This is a genomic window from Shewanella eurypsychrophilus (assembly GCF_007004545.3).
GTDB classification, from domain to species: domain Bacteria; phylum Pseudomonadota; class Gammaproteobacteria; order Enterobacterales; family Shewanellaceae; genus Shewanella; species Shewanella eurypsychrophilus.
In genome coordinates this window covers 5,646,646-5,667,796 of the sequence record NZ_CP045503.2, presented here as the reverse complement: position 1 = coordinate 5,667,796, position 21,151 = coordinate 5,646,646, and the positions used below count along the sequence as shown (strand labels likewise).

The 21,151-nt window shown below is 43.4% G+C and carries 14 protein-coding genes and 1 riboswitch; of the genes, 8 read left to right on the top strand and 6 right to left on the bottom strand.

The features are described 5' to 3' along the window. The first annotated feature begins 95 nt into the window (after positions 1–95). A protein-coding gene (locus FM038_RS24385) for an IS3 family transposase (protein ID WP_142872721.1) occupies positions 96–1,267 on the top strand; the annotation gives its coding sequence in 2 pieces (ribosomal slippage) (positions 96–366 and positions 366–1,267; 1,173 coding nt in all). Positions 1,268–1,345: 78 nt separating this feature from the next. Here the strand turns inward: FM038_RS24385 and FM038_RS24380 are convergent. Together FM038_RS24380 and FM038_RS24375 are read right to left on the bottom strand one after the other, a co-directional pair. Beyond that, positions 1,346–2,446, bottom strand: coding sequence for an efflux RND transporter periplasmic adaptor subunit (locus FM038_RS24380; RefSeq protein ID WP_142873406.1), 1,101 nt, complete (start codon positions 2,444–2,446; stop codon positions 1,346–1,348). Next, on the bottom strand, positions 2,446–5,553 hold the full coding sequence (locus tag FM038_RS24375) for an efflux RND transporter permease subunit (protein ID WP_142873407.1): 3,108 nt from the start codon (positions 5,551–5,553) through the stop codon (positions 2,446–2,448). The genes FM038_RS24380 and FM038_RS24375 overlap by 1 nt, the downstream gene beginning before the upstream one ends. Before the next feature lie 281 nt (positions 5,554–5,834). Here FM038_RS24375 and ftnA point away from each other — a divergent pair, with 281 nt between their 5' ends. After that, positions 5,835–6,362 carry a non-heme ferritin gene (gene ftnA, locus FM038_RS24370; protein WP_142873408.1) on the top strand — a complete coding sequence of 176 codons (528 nt, stop codon included), beginning with the start codon at positions 5,835–5,837 and terminating at the stop codon, positions 6,360–6,362. A 74-nt stretch (positions 6,363–6,436) separates the two neighbouring features. On the opposite strand, the gene FM038_RS24365 is transcribed toward ftnA, so the two are convergent. Together FM038_RS24365 and ribB are read right to left on the bottom strand one after the other, a co-directional pair. Further along, positions 6,437–9,646 carry an EAL domain-containing protein gene (locus FM038_RS24365; RefSeq protein ID WP_142873409.1) on the bottom strand — a complete coding sequence of 1,070 codons (3,210 nt, stop codon included), beginning with the start codon at positions 9,644–9,646 and terminating at the stop codon, positions 6,437–6,439. A 357-nt stretch (positions 9,647–10,003) separates the two neighbouring features. Continuing rightward, the gene (gene ribB / locus FM038_RS24360) at positions 10,004–10,657 is read right to left on the bottom strand and encodes a 3,4-dihydroxy-2-butanone-4-phosphate synthase (protein WP_142873410.1); all 654 of its coding nucleotides are present in this window, start codon (positions 10,655–10,657) and stop codon (positions 10,004–10,006) included. Between the two features lie 146 nt (positions 10,658–10,803). Then, positions 10,804–11,055, bottom strand: a riboswitch (FMN riboswitch). A gap of 373 nt (positions 11,056–11,428) precedes the next feature. Here ribB and FM038_RS24355 point away from each other — a divergent pair. The 3 genes from FM038_RS24355 to FM038_RS24345 all read left to right on the top strand — a co-directional run bounded on the left by FM038_RS24355 (position 11,429) and on the right by FM038_RS24345 (position 14,870). Beyond that, positions 11,429–13,531 carry a S9 family peptidase gene (locus FM038_RS24355; protein ID WP_223292963.1) on the top strand — a complete coding sequence of 701 codons (2,103 nt, stop codon included), beginning with the start codon at positions 11,429–11,431 and terminating at the stop codon, positions 13,529–13,531. A 118-nt stretch (positions 13,532–13,649) separates the two neighbouring features. After that, entirely contained in the window at positions 13,650–13,913 is a 264-nt protein-coding gene (locus tag FM038_RS24350) for a GIY-YIG nuclease family protein (protein ID WP_223292962.1), read from the top strand. A 105-nt stretch (positions 13,914–14,018) separates the two neighbouring features. After that, a complete protein-coding gene (locus FM038_RS24345) occupies positions 14,019–14,870 on the top strand; it encodes a phosphatase PAP2 family protein (protein WP_223292961.1) in 852 nt (283 codons plus the stop codon). A 128-nt stretch (positions 14,871–14,998) separates the two neighbouring features. Here FM038_RS24345 and FM038_RS24340 read toward each other — a convergent pair whose 3' ends face one another. Then, complete coding sequence (locus FM038_RS24340) at positions 14,999–15,754, bottom strand: DUF4097 family beta strand repeat-containing protein (protein ID WP_142873412.1); 756 nt, start codon at positions 15,752–15,754, stop codon at positions 14,999–15,001. A 258-nt stretch (positions 15,755–16,012) separates the two neighbouring features. Here FM038_RS24340 and FM038_RS24335 point away from each other — a divergent pair, with 258 nt between their 5' ends. Together FM038_RS24335 and FM038_RS24330 are read left to right on the top strand one after the other, a co-directional pair. Beyond that, on the top strand, positions 16,013–16,804 hold the full coding sequence (locus FM038_RS24335) for a class I SAM-dependent methyltransferase (protein ID WP_142873413.1): 792 nt from the start codon (positions 16,013–16,015) through the stop codon (positions 16,802–16,804). Between the two features lie 95 nt (positions 16,805–16,899). Beyond that, positions 16,900–17,781, top strand: coding sequence for a transporter substrate-binding domain-containing protein (locus tag FM038_RS24330; RefSeq protein WP_195873168.1), 882 nt, complete (start codon positions 16,900–16,902; stop codon positions 17,779–17,781). A gap of 33 nt (positions 17,782–17,814) precedes the next feature. Here FM038_RS24330 and FM038_RS24325 read toward each other — a convergent pair whose 3' ends face one another. Continuing rightward, positions 17,815–19,671: a M14 family metallopeptidase gene (locus FM038_RS24325; RefSeq protein ID WP_142873414.1), complete on the bottom strand. Its 1,857-nt coding sequence runs from the start codon at positions 19,669–19,671 to the stop codon at positions 17,815–17,817. Positions 19,672–20,294: 623 nt separating this feature from the next. On the opposite strand from FM038_RS24325, the gene FM038_RS24320 reads away from it, so the two are divergent. Continuing rightward, positions 20,295–20,723 carry a hypothetical protein gene (locus FM038_RS24320; RefSeq protein ID WP_142873415.1) on the top strand — a complete coding sequence of 143 codons (429 nt, stop codon included), beginning with the start codon at positions 20,295–20,297 and terminating at the stop codon, positions 20,721–20,723. Positions 20,724–21,151 lie beyond the last annotated feature (428 nt).

The following is a 21,151-nucleotide window of genomic DNA, read 5'->3' as shown; positions in this document are numbered from 1 at the left end:
AAATTCCGCCTTTTGAAGAGAGAACCTAGTTCCTAGATGTTAGGACCTGATATGACCCCCTAAAAGTGGACACCTTATATAAGCGATAAGGTGCCATGAAAATAATAACTCGTAAGACCCACACAGCAGCCTTCAAATTGGCTGCTGTTCAACAATCCTTAAACTCTCCCGATACAGTAAAGGCTTTAGCTGGTAAATTAGGTATCCATCCCGCTTTGCTCAGTAAATGGAGAGCTCAATTGACGTCGAAGAAACACACTTCTAAACCTATTAAAAATGTCGGTCCTAATAAGGGGCTAGCTGAACTTGAACGTGAAAACCGTGGGCTAAAAAAACGATTAGAGCGTGCAGAGTTGGAGAACGATATCTTAAAAAAGGCGAAGGAGTTCTTCGACAAACACCAGGGATAAAGTTTCAGTTTATCCAAGGTTATTGCTCAACTCGAAGAACGATAAAATTGCTCTGTGATATTTTTGGTGTATCTCGCTCAGGCTATTACAGCTGGCTTGTTCGTAAGCCTTCTCAACGCGATAAAGATAACGAAGTACTGTCTGACTTTCTCAAAGAAAAGATAGCTGAGCACAGGAGCATAGCGGGTTATAGGAAGTTATGGCTGGATGCTGTAGCTAATGGTTTCGATTGTAATAAAAAGCGAGTACAAAGCTTGTTACAGGTGTTTGATTACAGGTCTAAAGCATGTAAAAGGAAGTTCGGTGTAGTGAAGCCTAGGTTGATTGAAACAAGAGCGCCGAATTACTTAAACAGAGAGTTTGAAGTAGCTAAACCTAATACTGTTTGGGTATCAGATATTACACAAATTAGGTGCAAAGAGGGCTGGCAGTATCTATGTGTCATCATCGATTTGTACTCACGTAAAGTGGTGGGCTGGGCAACGAGCTACATAAATTCGAGCGAACTGGTGATGAAGTCACTCAAACAAGCTTGGGTAGAACGAAGGCCAAATGGGAGTGAGCTGATGTTTCACTCTGACCAGGGGGCTCAATACAGAAGCTTTGAAGTACTTAAGTGGCTAACGAAGCGTAAGGTCACAGTGAGTATGTCGAGAAAGGGGAATTGCTGGGATAATGCTTGCTCAGAAAGCTTTTTTGCTCAGTTAAAGAAAGAATGGTTCTCTAACTTAGAAGAGCTAAGCAGAAAAGAAATGACAACACAGTGTCGATTTTATATCGATGATTATTATAATATGGTGAGAAGACATGGGACTCTAAATGGAGTGAGTCCCATAGTATTTGAATCAAGAATTTAAACCCTGTGTCCACTTTACTGGGGTCATATCAGACCTAGGACCTAGGAACTAGAAACTTAAACCTAGAACCTTATCCCCCTAACTTGTCGTTGCAGTTTTAGTCCCAGGAAGGGCTTGTAGTTTCACCTGCTGTCCGTCCTGTAATGTTTCTGCGCCGCGGATAACCACAGTATCACTATCGCTGAGGTCGGCATTAACGGCAATCCAATCTCCTTCACCATCACCGAGTTCAACCATGATTTTTTCAGCCGTGTTATCTGCATTTATTTTAAATACATAGGCGCCGGTTGAGCGCAAAATAATCGCATCTCTTGGCACCAAAGTGGTTAGCTGCTTAGGCGCGATTGGCAGTGCGAGAGAGACTAGCTCACCGACACTAAAGGCATCTTGCATCTCAATAGGCAGGTCTATACGAGCCTCGAATGTTTGCGAGCGGATATCTGATACCGGGATCAGGCTGCGAATGTTCGCCTGGAATTCGCCTTCGGTATGATAAATATTGAGTTCATCGCCGACTTTAACTCGGCGACTATGTTTAAGCGGCGCGTGTAAGCGGATCTCTAAGTTATCAGGATCTGTGATTGAAACGATTGAGACTGAACGGCTGATGTCTTCACCCGCCTGACGTTTACGTTCTGTAATAATACCTGAAAAAGGGGATTTGACTTCGGTGCGTCTCAGATCATCCAAAATCATCTTTAGTTTGATCTGTGCCAGTTTTAGATTTGCCGCAGCGAGATCTCTATCAGATTTGGCTTTATCGAGTTCAGTTTCTGAAGCGTTTTTACTGATGATTAACTGCTCCAAGCGTTTCAATTCACGGTTTAGCCGAGTCACTCCGACTTGCTCATACTCTATTTGAGCTTCTTGCTGCTCCTTTTGTAAATCTAACCGCGTCTGCTCTAGTCTTGCCACGACTTCACCTGTGATGACACGGGTGCCAGCTTCTTGAACCCAAATGAGTTTACCGTCTATGCCCGCCGTGAGTTCTGCACTGCGACGGGAGTGAACTGAGCCTATGACCATGATCTTAGGTGAGAGTGCTCTATTTTCTACCTGAACCACGCTCACTAGGCTGGCTTTAGTTTCTGCCTCATCCTCCTCGGCAAATACGCTAAAGGGGGCAAGTAGTGATAAAGATAGGCTGAGATAGAGAGTTGCTTGCTTAAAAGTGTTCATCACTGGGCTCCGGAATTAGATTCTGCAATAGGTGTGAATGAGGTTGTAGCCTGTCTGCTGAGTGCATGAGTCATTCTCAGTAGGCTTGGCATGAGAATGAGGGTAAACAGGGCACTGAAGGTCATACCACCGACAATCACGGCAGCTAAGCCTCGGTAGATCTCGCTGCCAACCCCAGGCACTAACATGAGTGGTAGCATGCCGAAGATGGAGGTCAATGTACTCATATAAACGGGACGTGCGCGGGTGGCAACAGCTTGGTAGATGGCATCATCAATATTGAGACCGGCTCGGCTACCTTGGCGTGTTTGGTCAACTAATAGGATGGCATTGTTGACCACCAGACCCAGTAAGATGATAAAACCTATCATGGTCAGTAAATCTAAGCTCTGAAAGCTGAATAGGTTGAGTAATTGCAAACTGACCACACCACCACAAATGGCCAACGGCATAGATAGTAGTACAAGTAAGCTGTCTTTAGCCGATTTAAACATGGCTGCCATCAGTAGGAATAGAATCAATACGGCTAATAGGAAGTTAGCGCCCATCTCCTTAATGGTGCTATCGAGTTTATCGGCGCTACCACGGAACTTAAGTGAGCTATTATCTGGCAGACTCGCCTTTAGCTCTGGGATCGCTTTCTCGTTGATGATCTCTAACGCTTCATCTAAGGACATATCTGCTGGTGGGAAGATGAGTAGGCTGACGCTACGTCTGCCGTTGACTCTTTGCAGCTGAGTGGGGCCTACGGCGCGCTTGATGCTTGCAAGCTCTCCTATGGTTTGAATACCCGCCGCCTGAGTAAATACTGGCGTGGCTGCTAACTGCTCAGGAACTTGCCATTTAGGCCCTTTGAGTAAAACATCCATACGTTCATTGCCATCGAAATATTCACCGATAAATAATCCAGAGGTATAGGCTCGTACAGCGTTAGCTATCTGAGCTTTATCGACACCAGCTTGGGCCAGGCGACGCTCATTGGGGATTAAGTGTAATTCAGGTTGTGCCATCGACAAGCCTGGGATCGGGCGAACCACAGCACCGGGGAGAGCATCGGTGATCAGTGCCATTCCTTTTCCTGCAGAGGCCATTAATGCCTCCATATCCGGCCCTTGAAGATCTATGTTGATTGCGCGGCCACCGTTAAAGCCAAATTGCAGCAGTGAGCCGCGATTGGTAAAGGCTTGGGTGTCAGGTAAACCAATTAAGATCTCCTCGTTCAGCAGCTTGATCATCTGATCGGCTTCTGAGGGGTCTTCAGGGTAGATAAACAGCACGTTGAACGCCGAGTACATCGAGAAATTATAGCCCTTAATATAAGGGGCTTTTTCTTTGTCATAGTAAGGTTTTAGTCTTTCTATGATGATATCACCCACCTCTTTTTCAAGTGTTTTAACATTGGCTCCAGGCGGCAGTGAGAAAAAGGCAAATATTCCATCTGAGCGGGCTTGTGGGAGAAAGTCAGGTCTAGGCATCAAGGCAAAGGTTAATATGCCGCTGCCAATAATGAGTAAGCCACACCAAGTCGCTGCGCGTTTCTTATCGCAGGTGAGCTTGCGGATAAGCTGAGTCAGTCTATGCCATCTATCTGGCTTGTTACTGTCGGACTCTGCCTTTTTTGGCATTTTTAGCCACAGCAGGCTAAATACTGGGATTAAAGTGATCGCACTGATAAAGGAAGAAACCACCGCGACCGAAAGGGTGAGCGCGAGATCAGAGAACAGCTGACCTTCGACGCCAGGCATGAATAAAATGGGTAAAAAGATGGCCACCGTGGTCACCGTTGAGGCCATCAAAGCACCTCTTACTTGCTCGGTACCACGAGCGATAGCCTCTTTGAGTGGCTCGCCTTTTTGCAACAGCCTAACGATATTTTCCTGCACGATGATCGCGGCATCGAGTACTAAACCGACAGCGAAGGCCAGTCCAGCGAGTGAGATAACATTTAAGGTTCGTCCCATGGCCTCGAGGGAGAAAAAAGCAATCAATAGGGCTACAGGGATTGTCGATGCAATCATTAGGGTGGCTTTAAAGCTACGCAGGAAGGCGAAGAGTATGATTAGGGCCAGCAGCACACCTATTGCTAGGTTACCTTTAACTAATAAAATGGCACGCTTGATATGCACCGAGGCATCGAAAGAGAGGTCAATCACCAGACCAGCCTCTTTCAAGGCGCCAGCATTGAGTTCTTCTATTGCCTTATTAACGCCATCGAGGACGGTTACGGTATTAGCATCGAAGGTGCCTTGTAGTGTCATGTAATAGGCTGGGTAGCCGTTACGCTTGGTAAAGCCTTGTACTTCAGCTGTGGAAACACTGACATCGGCCAGTTCATTAAGATAGACCGGGCGGCCATCATTATATGTCACGATCAGATTGCCGAGATTTTCCGGTGTGTATTGTCCTAAGAATCTGACCGTGTATTGGCGTCGGCCAACATTCGCCGTACCGCCAGAGATATCGGTAGCGCGTGAAAGCGTATTTCTGAGTTGATCTATGGTGATCCCCAGTGCTGCGGCGCGATAAGGATCGAACTCAATGTGCAACTCTTTAGCTTGCCTGCTTTGAAGTTGTACAGCCCCAACGCCTGTGATCTGTCTAAGCCTAGGTTCTACCACATCATCAATTAACTTTTGGTACTTACCAAAGCTGATATCAGGATTATCAGGGGCCATGCGGATCAATAGTGAGGCTAAATTTGGTGTACCACCGCCTCCTCCGACGTTGATAAAGGGTTCATTGGCATCGAGGGGGCGAGGAGGGGTCTGATTAAGCGCATTGATCACATTGATCATCGCTTCTTGCATGTTATTTCCGACTTCGAAAGTCAGGCTGATACGACCAAATCCCTGAGAAATGTTAGAAGTCATTTCAACCACCCCAGGAACTTGTCTTAAGACATTTTCCTGAGGTTCAATAATATTCGATTCCATCTCTTGAGGTGCGGCCGAGCGCCAGTTATTAAATACCGAAATCTGCGGCCGTTGGATATCGGGAAGCAATTGGATGGGCAACTTTGCGATGGCGAGAATGCCAAAGATAGCGATCAATAACAGAGTTACTAGTGTGCCAGCTGGATTGTGGGTGCTTATTCGAGTCAGATTCATTGTCTTCCCTGCCACTTAGAGAGCTGCTTAGGAGTGGCTATCTTTCATTGGTGGTCAATTTTATACAGATAGATACTAGAGAGTAAATGTTAACAGGTCTGCTTGAATTGGTTAGCAAATGTTGCAGTTGTGGTCGGTGTGACTTTACTGCCACAGTATTAATGATAACCATTTGTATTTAATAAACAGTAACTTAAGTAAATTATATTGCATTTTTTTATTAATTTTATGACAATGCTCTACTATAAATAGCTATTCAGATATGTGTATAGAGGAATAAAATGCTGACACAAACAATGATTGATCAACTTAACGCTCAGATAAATGTCGAGTTTTTCTCTTCTAATCTATACCTGCAGATGAGTGCTTGGTGTGAAGATAAAGGTTTCGAAGGCGCTGCCAAATTTATGCGGGTTCATGCCGATGAAGAGATGCAGCATATGCATCGTTTGTTTACCTATGTGAGCGAAACTGGCGGAATGCCGCTTTTAGGCTCAATTGAAGCGCCACAGGCTGAATTTTCATCTCTGTTAGCCTTGTTTGAATACACTTATGAACATGAGCAGATGATCACTGCAAATATCAATGCACTTGCTCATGCTGCATTTACCAATCAAGATTATTCAACTTTCAACTTCCTGCAGTGGTATGTTTCAGAGCAGCATGAAGAAGAGAAACTATTTAAGTCGATTGTCGATAAGATCCGCTTAGTAGGTGAAGACGGTAAAGCACTTTTCTTTGTCGATAAAGATCTCGCTCAGATGGCTGTTGAAGAGTCGGCGAGTGTGATGACAACATCAGCGGCTTAAATTGAGTTGATAAGAGACATAATACATAAAATAGGAGCCATAGAGGCTCCTTTTTTATGGAGCCCGATTAATGGTCAGATACTTAATGCAGCTGGTATCATTTGCTCTTGCAGTAACAACTCTAATTGTTGCGAAGGTAGCGGGCGAGAAAAAAGATAACCTTGGCCGAAATCGCAACCTAGGCTTTGTAGCATCTGCCACTGTTCTTGTTTTTCTATGCCTTCGGCGACCAGCTTGAGGCCAAGACTTTGACCCATCATCACAATGGCCTTAATTAAGTTGGCATCTGACTCTCTCTCCAACATATTATCGACAAAACTCTTATCTATTTTAATCACTGAGATAGGAAATCGTTTGAGGTAGCTCAGAGAGGAGTAACCGGTACCGAAGTCATCGATGTAGATATCGACCCCGAGTGAACGAATAGACTCTAGGGCGAGTAAGCACTGCTCTGTGTCATCCATTAACATAGACTCAGTGATCTCAATATGTAGGTATCTAGGGTGGATACAGTTCTTTTGTAACTGTGCATTGAGTAAGCAGCTAAAGCCATGCTGGCTTCCATTGATTAACTGTCTACCAGAGACATTGATTGCCATGCTTATCTCAAACCCTTGGCTATGCCAATGTGCCAGATCTCTTAATGCTTGCTGCAGGACCCATTCACCAATAGGTTCAATTAAGCCTGTTTCTTCAGCGATGGGGATAAATTTATCAGGAGAGATGAGACCAAATTTTGGATCTTGCCAGCGTATTAATGCTTCTACACCGATAATCTCATGATTATCGACATTAACTATGGGTTGATAGTGCAGGCAGAACTCTTGTTGTACCACAGCCTGCCTGAGTCGCTGTTCGAGTTGGATCCTCTCCAACATATGCGCGTTCATCTCTGAAGAGTAGTAACGGTAGCTGTTGCGACCATCGGTTTTTGCTTGGTACATGGCCGTCTCAGCGTTGCGAGTGAGCAACTCTTCACTGGCACCGTTATGTGGGTATAAGCTGATGCCGATACTGGCAGAGATCATCAGCTCTTCACCGTTGACGCCAAAGGGAGATGCAAGGTGAGTGATAATTTTCTCGGCTAACTGCTGCACCTGATGCTGATATTTTATATGAGGCAAGATGATGATGAACTCATCGCCACTGAGTCGAGCAATAAAGTCGTTATTACCGATGAGGGACTCGAGTCTTGATGCAACTTGTCTTAACAGTTCGTTACCGACTGAGTGACCATAGAGGTCGTTGGTATACTTGAACCTATCTAGGTCGATGAACAGCAATGCCAGCTGCTGATTATTATCCTTTGCTGTCGTGATATGTTGCTGCACTTTTGCGGTATAAAGTACACGGTTAGGGAGCTTGGTCAGAAGGTCATAGTTAGTTTTATACCAGATATCTTGCTCATATTTTTTTCGATTACTGATATCCAGAAATAGGCCTATGTGCTGAATAATATTGCCTGCATCATCCTTCACAACTGTAATGGCAAGATATTCAGGATATACCTGACCATTTTTACGTTTATTCCAGATCTCGCCTTCCCACTTACCATCTGTCTGCAAGGAGCCCCACATACCGTTGTAAAAGTGTCTGGGTTGCTGGTTTGAGTTGAGTACAGAAGGGTTTCGCCCCTTTACATCTTCCAGACTATAACCAGTAATTTGAGTAAAGGCTGGGTTGATAAGCTCGATATGGTTATCTGCGTCAGTAACCACAATCCCTTCAGATGAGTACTCAAACACAGCGGCTGCCAAATTAAGTTGACGATAGGCCTTGCTTCGTTCCTTGAGCATTGAGTTTAGCGCTATAGAGAGTTGCGCTATTTCATCGCTCCCCTTTACCGGCACTGAAAGCTCAAGACTTGGATCTTGAGCCATCTTCTGCATATCTCTGGCGATGAGAGAGATGCTTTCAACTAAATTACTGATCATATTGCGGCCAATCATGAGTAGCAAAATTAAATTGATCACAGCGGCGGTGAAACCAATAGATAGAAAGAATAGCGACTCATTTTTTTGTTGATAGCTCAGCCTGGAAATATGATTGGTTACACTGGTTGTGACTTGATGAAGTTGATCTATTCTATGGCTCGCTACCTGCCACCAAAACTCGCTATTTACCTCTGGCGCCTGGTACTGCAGCTGAGATAGCGATTCGATCATCGGCTCATCATTAATGCGAACCCGATTATCCTGCTCTGCAATACTGAGGTTTTGTAATTTCAGCTTCTGTAGCTGATCAATTTTATGGTGATAAGTATTGACGGTTTCATCTATCTGTTGAATCGCTGCCTGCTGCTCTATGGTGAGACCTTTAATCTGCTTAAGTCCATTTAGCTTAAACTGCACTTGACTCATTGCTCGGTTAAAACTGTCTAAATACTTCTGGTCGCCTCTTAGTAGATAGTTTTTGAAGTTATGAATAAGGCCACCGTAGCCCATTAGGCGGCTGATCTTATAGCTTTGTTCGACAATATATATTTGGTTCTTTAAGCGAGATCGAAACTGCATGACTTGTTGATTTGATTTACTGTCGAGCATCTCTCTGATCAGTTGTTTGTTTTTAACTCCAGCAGTAGAGAGCGCTTGTGTGACTGCCTCATTGAGCTGGTGTTCAATACTCTTGATGGTGATGAAAGCATTGGAATCTATGTATTTGGCCGAGAGTACTTGGTTCATCAAACCACGCTCTTTAGCTGCCATCTCCTGAATCGTTAAAATGTTAAGCAGGTCATTGTAGGCTTTGGCCTGTAACGCATCTTCTGTTTGTAACTGAAGTTGAGAGATGAAGACTAGCAGGTGGTGATTATATTCTGAGTAAAATTGAAATGCTTCATTATTAAGTTGTTGATTAACTCCGAGACGAATGCTGTTCATCGCATATCCCTTAGCTTTTATCTGCTCTAGGTTTTCTCTGAGAGTTTGTGCTTGGATCTGATCAGTCTCTAGGGTTTGAACAAACTGACCTAGTGCTTTGCTACCGAGGACTTTATCGAGCTGAGAGTCGGTTTGTTGCCTTTGTGTGGTGAGATTTGCTTGGTACTTTTCTCCGTGGCTACTGACAAAGCCTGCAGAGAGACCACGCTCTCTCTGTAATTCAAAAATAAGCGCTTCAACATCGCGGGTGATTTCAATGGCAAGCGTATTCCTTTTTGCTTCTTGGTGCCGCTCAAGCAGATGCATCATTCTCATTGAGCCAAAAATCGCAAGCAGTAGCATAGGTATTGCTGCAAACAAAATTAGCTTCTGCTTGAGACTCAATGTATTTAATACCGATGACATTTACCTGCTCCCTGCAAAATTAGCCGTATATATTTTAAGTAAACGTGGCTAATCATTGTTGGATTAATAAAGAGGGAGGAATTGATATCACAGCAAATTATGTCTGTCATACATATTTCATGAAACTCTAATCTAGGTCACGAAATTTATTTTTAGCGTCAAAAAATAGACTAAAGCACTATTTTTGTTAGGTTTATAAAATATGTATAGTGGTACAAGCGGAAGGGATGTTCTGTCTTATTTGAATTATCTAAAGAAGTGACAAAAAGTCCTTGTAAAATATATGGTTATTATCAAGGTAAACAAAAAACTGTAAATGATGCTTTTTGTTTACCTGATTAAAACAACAATGATTTATCAGCTAGCTTTCGATATTGATGCTTGGCGGTACTCAACAATATCTTCAATGGTCAATACGGGTAGACCGTGCTTTTCACCAAACTGAATAATCTCAGCTAATCTTGCCATAGTGCCATCTGGGTTGGTGATCTCACAAAGGACTCCGGCAGGCTTTAAACCCGCTAATTGCATTAAGTCGATAGTGCCTTCAGTATGTCCACGGCGAGTGAATACGCCACCAGGCTGTGCACGGAGCGGGTAAACGTGTCCAGGCCGAGCTAAATCACTAGCAACAGCATTGTCTGCGGTGGCCGCTTTTATCGTGGTGACTCTGTCTGCTGCCGAAACGCCAGTTGTCACGCCCACTTTTGCTTCGATACTGACAGTAAATGCAGTACCGTACTGACTGGAGTTATCTTCTACCATAGGCGGTAAGTTCAAGTGTTTAACACGTTCATCGGTTAAACATAGGCAGACTATGCCGCTACCTTCACGAATAAGCAGTGCCATCTGTTCATTGGTTAGCATTTCTGCCGAATAGATTAGATCGCCTTCGTTTTCTCTATCTTCGTCATCGACGACGAGAACACCTTGGCCTTGCTTAAGTGCTTCTAATGCGACTTCAACACGCTCAATAGCTGTGCCGAAAGGGGAGAGTAATGACTGATTCATGGTTAAAATCCTTAATAAACAACTTTGGGTTTTCCAGAATCAGGGCGTACAGAAAATGACGCCGCATAAGTTGAATTATGCCGACGTACAATAAGAGATGAATACAGCAGAGCCTCACCTAGAAAAGGTAAAGGGCTATATTTTTCTTATATTCTCTTTCATCCGGACTTAATCCAGTACTGCTAGCGTTAAGCTAGTTACTACTGTGCATTACCGTCGGCTCTGGAGTGTTTTATATGAGATAAAAGGCACCAGATCTGCTTGACCCCAAGCGACTCATATTGATCAATATAAGCATCTGCTTGGGCGCTCGCGGGCTTAAGGCTTGGCTCGAAGATTAAATCGAAACATGCACTATCACCGCCGGTGGGGAGTTACACCCCGCCCTGAGAATTTACTCGTATCTTATTTACTTCGCCCATAGGCAGAGCCTTTAATGAAGCTAGCAAAGGGTTTAGATATCGAGCGCAGATATGGTGCGCTTCTTTTGCTTAAATGACAAGCATCAGCGGAGCGTTTTGCGAACAAGTCTTTACCTCAGCAAGCATCATGATTAGACTCCTAATCTTGATTGAATGGTGTCCTTTCCTAAGGTGTTTCAAGTGAAAGATGCCTAATCACACCCAATGCTCAAGCAGTCATCATTTACCAAGGATGTGTAAGATGCCTAAATACTGTCAAATATCTTTGATTACCATAGCAAATTGTATTTTTGCCCCCTTGGTACTCATTCTTTCACTTGGATGTACAAATATCGTGAGCAAAACCCTTATGACAAAAGCTAATAGCCTTAAACCGCCAGTCGCTGACAAAATTCCATTTGAAATGAACTTACACGGCGTGAAGCGAGTGGATGATTACTTTTGGCTTAGAGATGACGCAAGGCAAGAGCCTAAGATACTGGCACACTTAACGGCTGAGAATAACTATAAAGATGTCCAATTTGCTCCTTATCAGCCATTACAAGAGAGCCTTTTTAAAGAGTTAGTCGCTCGTTTAGATAAAGATGAATCAAGTGTCCCCTATCAGTGGCATAAACACTGGTATTCGAGACGTTATCAGCAAGGCTTCGAGTACCCTTTAGTGATACGAACGGCAGATCAAAGGGACTCAGAATCGAACGACAGTTCACCACACTTACATCAGCATGAGCAGGTATTGCTCGATGTAAATGTAAGAGCCGAGGGTCATGATTTTTATGGACTGGGCGGTGTTTCGGTCAGCCATGATGAATCTAAGCTCGCCTTTGGTGAAGATATTTTGAGTCGACGTATTTATAAGCTCTTCTTTAAAGATCTTGATAGCGGAAATTTACTCGATGATGTGCTTGATGGCACCGATGGTAGTTTGGTGTGGGCTAACGATAACCAACATGTTTTTTATATCAAAAAAGATCCGCAAACCTTACTCGGTAATCAGGTGTTTCGTCATCAGTTAGGGACTGAGCAGTCAAAAGACGTATTAGTTTATGAAGAGCAGGATGATACTTACTATATTTCACTCGGAAAGAGCTTAGACGAAACGCGTATCGTGCTGTTCCATGAGAGTACCATCACCAGTGAAGTCTCTGTGCTCGATGCCGACAGCCCATTAACGCTTTTTAAGCCTTTATTACCTAGAGAGGAAGGCCATGAATACTCAGTGGCTAAACTTGGCAGTGACTACTACATCTTAACCAACTGGCAAGCTGATAATTTTAGGCTGATGAAAGCCAGCGAAGATCAGATGAGTGACAAGAGCCTATGGCAACAAGTGATAGCGGCTGATGATGACACGCGTATTGAAGATGTTTTATTGCTAGATAAATACCTGATTGTGCAGACTCGGACCAAGGGTATTAGCCAAATAGAGGTGCGCCCCTTCGGTGGGCAGTCTTATCAGCTGGCTTTTGATGATCCAGCCTATGTCGTTGGTTTGGATATGAATGCCAGTCAATCTAGCGACAAGTTACGTATCTATTATTCTAGCCCCACCACTCCTGAGTCTATCTATGAATATGACTTAAGCCAGCCCATGGATAGGCGTTTGCTAAAGCAAGAAAAGATATTGGGAGATTTTGATAGCAAGCTATATCAGGCTGAGCGTCTGTTTATCTCGGCTAGAGATGGCGTCAAGGTACCTGTGACCTTAGTGTATCGAAAAGATAAATTTGCCAAGGATGGAGCCAACCCCTTATATCAATATGGCTACGGTGCTTATGGGCATACTATAGAGCCTGACTTTGATAGCTCGGTTATCAGTCTGCTAGACCGAGGTGTCGTCTATGCGATTGCACATGTAAGAGGGGGAGAGATGTTAGGTCGTCCTTGGTATGACGCGGGACGCATGCTGAATAAGCAACATAGCTTCGATGATTTTATCGATGTCACTAAGGCATTGGTTGCCCAAGGGTATGGCGATAATAATAAGGTTGTCGCTGCAGGGGGAAGTGCGGGTGGATTGCTAATGGGGGGAGTGATCAATCAGGCTCCAGACTTGTATTTTGCTGTTGCTGCTCATGTGCCTTTTGTAGACATAGTGACGACCATGCTCGATGAGACAATTCCTCTGACCACTAATGAATATGATGAGTGGGGTAATCCAAATGAGAAAGCTTATTTTGATTATATGTTGAGTTACTCACCTTATGATCAGATAAGCCGTCAGGCATATCCGCATCTGTTAGTGACTACGGGGTTGCATGACTCTCAAGTACAGTACTTTGAGCCTGCTAAATGGGTGGCTAAACTAAGAGACTATAAAACCGATGATAACCAATTACTGTTCCATATAGATATGGAAGCAGGCCATGGAGGTAAGAGTGGCCGATACCGTCGTTATCAGGATACTGCACAGGAATATGCCTTCTTTCTTGGGCTATTAGGATTAAATTAGGTGCTAGGTGCTAGGTGCTAGGTTGATATGTGATATGACCCCGGTTAAGTGGACGCGGGGTTTAAATCCTTGAATCAAGAATTGATTCAATTTTCGATGCAAATGTTATGGGGTTATTGTGGCCGAGTCTAATTGGAAGCTCTATATGATCCGTTGTAACAATGGTCACCTCTATACCGGGGTGACAACGGATATCGAACGGCGCTTCAAAGAGCATCAAGCAGGAGGGGTTAAAGCTGCAAAATACCTTAGGGGAAAAGGCCCACTCTCTTTAGCTTATTCTGAAGATATGGGTAATCGTTCCGAGGCCCTTAAAAGGGAGATAGCGGTGAAAAAACTCACCAGGAAGCAAAAGTTGCTCTTAATCTCAAACTCCTCTTAGCTCCTCTCAACTTTGTTTTATTGAACTATAGAGGTAAACAATTAAAGACAATTCTTTCACAGCCTAAAGGTTAACTTGCCCTTATCGATTGCAATGGGGTGTGTTATGTCAGTGAGTCAACCAATGGTTCAGAGAGCTCAGGTGTCTGTAGATGATCCGCAGAAGTTCTTTTACTCAATTATTTTCACGTTATTTGTTATGCATCTACTCACGCTTAATCAGGCGAGTAACTATGAAATTTTTAACAGTATTAATGCCATGAGTTCATCAATTCCTCTTTGGTTGCAGGCACTTGTTAATGACTTTGGCAATGGCATCACCTTAGGTGCAATTATAGTGTGCTACCTAGTAAAACGCCCTGAACTCATCTGTAGAGTATTGCTCGCTGCCGTGTTTAGTCTGATCTGTGTCCCTTTACTTAAGCAATATTTCGATGCACCAAGACCGCCACAAGTTCTGGAGTATCTGAATGTGGTGGGTGAGGCGAGATATAAGCATAGCTTTCCCTCTGGACACACAGCTACGGCATTTTTGTTCGCGGGCCTGATAAGCATGTATAGCCAGCGCACAATGGTGAAGGTGACACTATTTACCTTAGCTACATGTGTAGGTCTGTCACGAGTTCTTATCGGCGCTCATTGGCCTGCCGATATTGTCATGGGGGCTATTGTGGGATTGTGTTGTGCATATGCCGCCACTAAGCTCTGCCCGCAGATCACCCTGACCTTTAGGAAGAAACTACTGGCATACCTAGTGTTAACTGCTGTGTTAATCATCAGTGAGATGAAGACGGGGTATGATTTTCCTGAGATCCCTTTGGTTCAGTACGTTAGGTGGGGACTACTCGCAGCTAGTGTGATTTCTGTGCTGTTTTTTGTATTTAGAACATATGCCGATGGTATGGCTGAGAAGTTAGATACACTTACTGGGATGGGTCTTAACAAGTCAGGTCACTAATAAGCAGCGATCTCATTGAGTGACTATACGGTTCGTTGACCGGAAAGCTAAGGTGATAGTGAGCCGGTTTGGGGTGGGCAGCGACCTTCAATATTGGCAAGAGTCGCTGCGCCGGGAAGTTGAGTTGGTTACTGCATGCTGACCTGGCCATCGATTTTATCAAAGCTGAGGTTACCAGAACCTGCCTCTATGATGTTTAAGCCTTTGGTGTTGATGACTTCAATGCCACCTGAGCCATCATCGATAGTGACTTTTCCCTGAATATCTTTCACATACATACCGCCAGAACCGTCAGTGATCGTGACATTACCATTAACCTGAGTGATATCGATCGAACCGGAGCCATCATCTAATTCAATGTTGCCATTAATATTTTCTAGAGTAATAGACCCAGATCCATCTTGTATGTCTAGGTTGCGTCCGCCACTGATTTCTACGCTGCCAGAACCATCCTCTAATTCTATGTCTGCATCGACTCCTGAGATCTTAATACTGCCTGATCCATCATCGATATCCATCTTCATTTTTGCTGGCACTTTTATGATTAGGTCGATGTAAGGCGAGTTGCCTGAACCTATGCGTGGGCCAAAATCGGCAACAAGATAAGCAGTACTGCCCTTTTGCGTCAAAGATAAATTTGGCTCCATATCTTCATAGGTATAGATATCAGCTTCAAGAGTAATATTGCTTAACCCCTCAACACCTTCTATTTCCAGTGAGCCCGCTCCTGTATTAGCCACTAATGCATTAAGCTGACTCGCATCAATTTGTAGCATCTGTTGGCTATGTTCCATTGGCTCCATGCTGGCACCATTAACATTGATAATGCAGCCTGAAAGAGATAGTGCAAAAATTGAGGCGAGTACGGTAGGGCGAATGGTCATATTTCTATTCCTTTGAAATCAATTCTGTTGTTGTTTTTCGCAGTGTTCATTCTCAAGTATTTGCAGTGTTCATGCCAAAAGTATATCTTTATGTTTTTAAAGAATATTATCTATTTTGTTTGGAAAGGTTTGCGACAATGTTAACCTCGATGGTTAATCAATGAGGTTTTAGACCTGTAAAAGTGGTGAATTTCGTCACTGCCAGTTACGCAATATAGCGAGTTGCTCGCTGCGGATAAAAATAAATAAGAGAGAAGCATGGATTACTTAGCAATTAACCAATCTGCATGGAATAAGCGTACTCATACTCATGTGGCATCAAAGTTTTATGATGTTGAGGGTTTTTTATCAGGAAAGAGTTCCCTGAAAGAAATCGAGCTCAACGAGCTTGATGTACAAGGTAAGAGCTTGCTTCATCTTCAGTGTCACTTCGGACTAGATACCCTATCTTGGGCGAGAAATGGCGCCGAGGTTACCGGAATCGATCTTTCGTCTACAGCAATAGAGAAAGCCCAAGAGTTAGCGCAACAGGCTGGTTTTGAGGCTGAGTTTATCTGTACCGATGTATATGGCACGCCAAAGAACATATCTAAGCAGTACGATATTGTGTTTACCTCATATGGCGCATTATGTTGGTTGCCAGATCTCGATCAGTGGGCCCAAGTGGTCAATGACTGCCTCAAAGCTGGTGGGGAGTTCTATATGGTGGAATTTCATCCTTTAGAGGCTTTGTTTGATGGCTATAGCTATTTTTCTCAAACTGAGCCAGATGTCGATGAGGAAGGAACCTACACTGAAAACTGCTCGGGAGAGAAAGATACCCTGATCACTTGGCCTCACTCTATCTCAGACATTATTAATGCCTTGCTTCGAGCCGGACTTAAGCTTGCCCACTATAACGAGTTTGATTTTAGCCCCTATAACTGTTTCGAGGGACTGGTAGAAGAGACTCATATTCAAGCTTCTGGTGAGCAAGTGCTAAGATATTATATGGAGCACCAAGAGCAACGTGTTCCTTTGGTTTATTCAATATCAGCAACAAAGGTCTAGTTTTTTTGGCTTGAGAGGCTAATTGATCCATTACCCAGCTCTTTAATCAGAGAGACAGCTAGATTGTAAGTTTCATTATTTATCTAAAGGTGAATATGCGGGCTTTTTTCATTTTGGCTATGATCGCCTCTTTCTATACCGTCTCAGCTCCTGCTGAGACGGTAACTAGCTCTATTGTCGTTCAGCCTAAGCAGTCCAAGAATGATGCCAGCTATCAGTATTACATTGATTTGGTCAGACTTGTCTTACGTGAAACTCAAACTCAATATGGTAACGCCGAGCTCGTAGAGGCTGAGTCGAGTTATACACAGAGCCGCGCCTTTATTGCACTTAAGACAAACAGACTTGATCTGTATTGGGCTGGAACTAACAAACAAAGAGAGCAAGAGTTTAGAGCTATTCGAATGCCTCTTATGGGGGGGCTCTTAGGCGTTAGAGTTCCTGTCATTAGAGCAGTAAAATATCAGATGTTTCTACAGATAGGTACGTCTGGGCAGTTAAAGGTACTGACTGCATGCCAAGGAGACCAATGGCCTGATTCAGATATTTTGCAGGAAAATGGTTATAGAGTAGAGCGAGTGACTCAGTTTGCACTTATGTATAGCATGCTTAAACAGGGACGTTGTGATTATTTCCCAAGAGGGATCACTGAAGTATATGCCGAGCTTGAAGGGGAGGATAAAGAAGATTTGATCGCGTTTGACAAAGTATTACTCAGCTATCCATTCCCCATGTACTTCTTCGTTAATAAAGAGAACTCGGCGTTAGCTGAGCGGCTGGAGCAAGGTCTACTTTCTTTAATCAGCCAAGGAAAATTAAAAAAGTTTATGCAGCAACACCCGGTCACTAAAAATATATTTCCTTTGGAAAAATATTCCAACTCAAAAATGTTCAGTCTTATCAATAGCAGTTTGCCTGAGTCGACGCCTATTGCTGATGAGTCGCTCTGGCTACAGATTAAAACCAGCCGGGATTAGTATTTCCTTCCAGACTGGCTATAAGCGGATGGATTATTTTTGTCTTAGAACCGGATATTGCAGATACTGATCATCATAATATGGACTTCTTTCATAGAACCAGCGAAGGCGCGCCTTAGGGTCTGCGGCGAAATTGCTATCTTGTAATGCCTTATCGAAAGCGATCTGTAGCTCAGGATCGGCTTTTAGCATCTGAGCCGCTAGAGGCTCAACCGCATAGTTCTCGATATACTCAGTGCGGGTAAATATCGGGTTAAAGAATCCCCACTCTAGTAAAGAGTCTGGTGATTGAGGCTCTAATAGCAGGATTGCTAAGTCACCTAATGGCTGATGGGTTTCAATTCTTACAGTACCAACAGGTAAGTTAGCGGTCACAGATTTGAGTGAGGCTTGGATTGTCACTCGCTGTCTACCCTCATAATCAGTACTCTTGAACTGTGGATCTCTGAGCGTATATTGATTCAGTTTCATTTCTGTCGACTGTTCAAGTCTGGTCATGCGAATGCCGTGAATTTGTAAGCGCTCGATCACTTCACTCCACTGAGGTGGGATATAGTAAGCGCTAGGCCGAGTCACGCGTATATCCGGAACAGTATCTCCCATTACAGGCAAGTTAGGGTATAGCTTAGGCACACCCGTCCAGCGTACGATCTCATTACCACTGATCGGGCTTTTTTCCATATGGTATTCGATACCTTTAAAGTCCCAACTTTGCTTTTGCTGCACCTCTTTCCAGGTGAGTGTCACTCTAGGTGAATAGCGGAACTTATCCTGTTTGATGGCTGACTTTAACTTAGTGGCTTGCTTACCTAAGGTTTTCAGAGTGGCTTCTAGCATCACATAAGTACCCAGCACTCTTTGCTTATAGGGTTTAAGGCTGTGATTTTCTATTAAGATGGTGGGTAGGTGTCTGGCATCACCGTAACCATTTGAATAACGCGGGCTTGGGTTCCATAACGACATGCCCTGAGTGATATCTGTGTTATCTATGGCAAATACTAGGGGACCAGGGATATGACCTTGGCTTGTTAGCGCTGATTCAATGGCTGGTCGGTAGCTATTTTCTAGCCAAGCATAGCTTGCAGGGCTGAGTCCTTGAGGCAAGTTATAACCGAAGGTCACATCGTACTGATAGTCGATGCCATCGGTGACATGAACATCGATATAAAGATCGGGTTGCCATTCATTGATAGCACGCAGCATATGCTGCATCTCTAACGCATCAGCCTTGGCATAATCTCGGTTTAAGTTGAGATTTTTTGAGGTGGTTCGCCACCCCATATTGACTGGACCACGTTGGTTGACACGGTTGTACTGTGTTGAGCGCTCGTGACCATCAACACTGAAAATAGGTACAAATAGCAGATTAGCATTATCAAGTAATTGGCCTTTATCGCCGAGAACGATATCACGCAGCAACATCATACCTGCGTCTTTCCCATCAATCTCTCCGGAATGAATTCCCGCCTGTACTAATACACTTGGTTTGTTATTTCCTGCAAGAGTTGCGGAGGTATCGGCGCCTTCTTGAGAGGCTACTATCATCCAGATATCGCGCCCTTGTGGGCTCTTATCTAAGCTGACTTTTTTTAACTTGTCTGTTTGGGCAATGAGCTTATCGAGCCAGATGAAGGTGTCATCATAATTTGGGCTGGTCTTAAGGCCATTTTGTTCAAAAGGTGTTGCCCAAGGGTCATCGGCACTGAGGAGCAGCGCCTCACTCTTACCATGCCATTCGATAGCTGGTGGCAATATTTGATCATTGATATAAGTGGAGGCAATTTGTGGTGTTGCTGCGTCAACACTATCGCTTGTATTGTCCGCTAGGGTGTTTGTGCTGCTGAAAGACAGCGTGAGTAAAATTGTTGCTGATAAAGGGGTTAAGCGCATTATGGTATACCCAATGTAGAGTCTGTGGCTCAGTGTTAGCCTGAGTTATCGTTTTAGTTTTAGTTCGGCAGTTATATTTCATTAAAATGGTAATGATCACAAGGGGGAAGTTAAAGTCTTGTCACTTTAAGTTGGGACATTCTTTTTGTTATTGGGTGGTGCATTTGAAGGTCGTACCTTCATTTTTATCTATCACCTGCCGTGGGCTTATCATGCAGATACTTCTACGAGACGCCGCAAGCACTTCCCTGTGGGCTCTGCGATGACATCCATGTCATCGACGTAGCCGCATCTACACTTGGTATTTTTCTCTTCGATTTAGATTCAATGAAGTTAGCTGTTTATTACTGTTTATTACTGTTAATTTCTAGATCTCTGTCCTTCTCCGTGCTCTCAGTGTCCTCCGTGGTGAATAGATTTTGCAAAATAAGACCTCTCATGCCGCAATAAATCATTGAAGTTTGGTGTATTAAAATCGTGCTTGTATGCTTTGCCTGAATTACAAACAGTTTTATGTTTAAGTCTCAGTAGTTAATAACTGTTTATAATGATAACTTGTTAATTAATAAGGAAGTAAAAGTGTGCGCACACCGTGCTAATGCTAGTTTTCTCTGGAGTATGCTTTGGAACAAGATGATTTAGATTTAGAAAACTGGGAGAAGGCGGTTGGTAAAATCGTCAGCTCAGTTGCAAGGCTTGAGGGCGAGTTGCTGTTAAAATATGAAACTCATAACGAACTATCACGTGCTAAGTATTTTAATGTAGATAAGTCATTAAGTAAGCGTTTTGATAAAGTAAAGTCACTTTATAATTCTGAATGTGGCATTTCTTATAAAGCAAATGCGCTTTTCGAAGAGTTTGATAACTTAGTAGAATTACGTAACTTAGTCGCACATAACCCTGTGTTTTATGAATCAGCCGATAAAGGGTTTCGTATTACAAATGGGCAGAGTAAAAGTAAGTATATAAACATATCTCAAATATCAGAATTAGCCGAACATGCTTTTTCAACGGGTATGCAATTGACTGTGCTATTTAGAGTTTGGCAATAGAGCAAGTCTGGCGATAGCTTTAAACGGAACAGAAAGTCTTACTCTACCATTATAGCCAACTACTTTTGTCCGCTTAAAACTGTGTTAGCAAATAATCTGACCATTCAGACTTCAATTGATTAAATGTATAGGTACAACCTAAATCGAAGAGATGAATAATCAAGTGTAAGTGAGCTCGAAGGCTTCGGTTTCAGGGATGAAACCGCAGAGCGTATAGGGACATATTCATAGCGTACTGAGAGATGACTTGCACATACGCCTGCTGCAGGCAATAAACACAAAAGAAGCTTTGGTACTTATGTAACCAATCAAACACCAAGATCGCACAATGAAACCAAGCTAAAAGAGTGTGTGTTACTTACTATCAAAAATAAAACTTCAAATATAAAAAATCCCAGTTCAGTCAAAGCTAAACTGGGATTTATCAG

What these genes read in the sequence shown, in the direction of transcription:
- FM038_RS24340 (WP_142873412.1), bottom strand. Translation starts at nt 15,754, where the DNA reads ATGACCATTCGCCCTACCGTACTCGCCTCAATTTTTGCACTATCTCTT.
- FM038_RS24365 (WP_142873409.1), bottom strand. Translation starts at nt 9,646, where the DNA reads ATGTCATCGGTATTAAATACATTGAGTCTCAAGCAGAAGCTAATTTTG.
- FM038_RS24335 (WP_142873413.1), top strand. Translation starts at nt 16,013, where the DNA reads ATGGATTACTTAGCAATTAACCAATCTGCATGGAATAAGCGTACTCAT.
- ftnA (WP_142873408.1), top strand. Translation starts at nt 5,835, where the DNA reads ATGCTGACACAAACAATGATTGATCAACTTAACGCTCAGATAAATGTC.
- FM038_RS24375 (WP_142873407.1), bottom strand. Translation starts at nt 5,553, where the DNA reads ATGAATCTGACTCGAATAAGCACCCACAATCCAGCTGGCACACTAGTA.
- FM038_RS24380 (WP_142873406.1), bottom strand. Translation starts at nt 2,446, where the DNA reads ATGAACACTTTTAAGCAAGCAACTCTCTATCTCAGCCTATCTTTATCA.
- FM038_RS24355 (WP_223292963.1), top strand. Translation starts at nt 11,429, where the DNA reads ATGACAAAAGCTAATAGCCTTAAACCGCCAGTCGCTGACAAAATTCCA.
- FM038_RS24325 (WP_142873414.1), bottom strand. Translation starts at nt 19,671, where the DNA reads ATGCGCTTAACCCCTTTATCAGCAACAATTTTACTCACGCTGTCTTTC.
- FM038_RS24345 (WP_223292961.1), top strand. Translation starts at nt 14,019, where the DNA reads ATGTCAGTGAGTCAACCAATGGTTCAGAGAGCTCAGGTGTCTGTAGAT.
- FM038_RS24330 (WP_195873168.1), top strand. Translation starts at nt 16,900, where the DNA reads ATGCGGGCTTTTTTCATTTTGGCTATGATCGCCTCTTTCTATACCGTC.
- ribB (WP_142873410.1), bottom strand. Translation starts at nt 10,657, where the DNA reads ATGAATCAGTCATTACTCTCCCCTTTCGGCACAGCTATTGAGCGTGTT.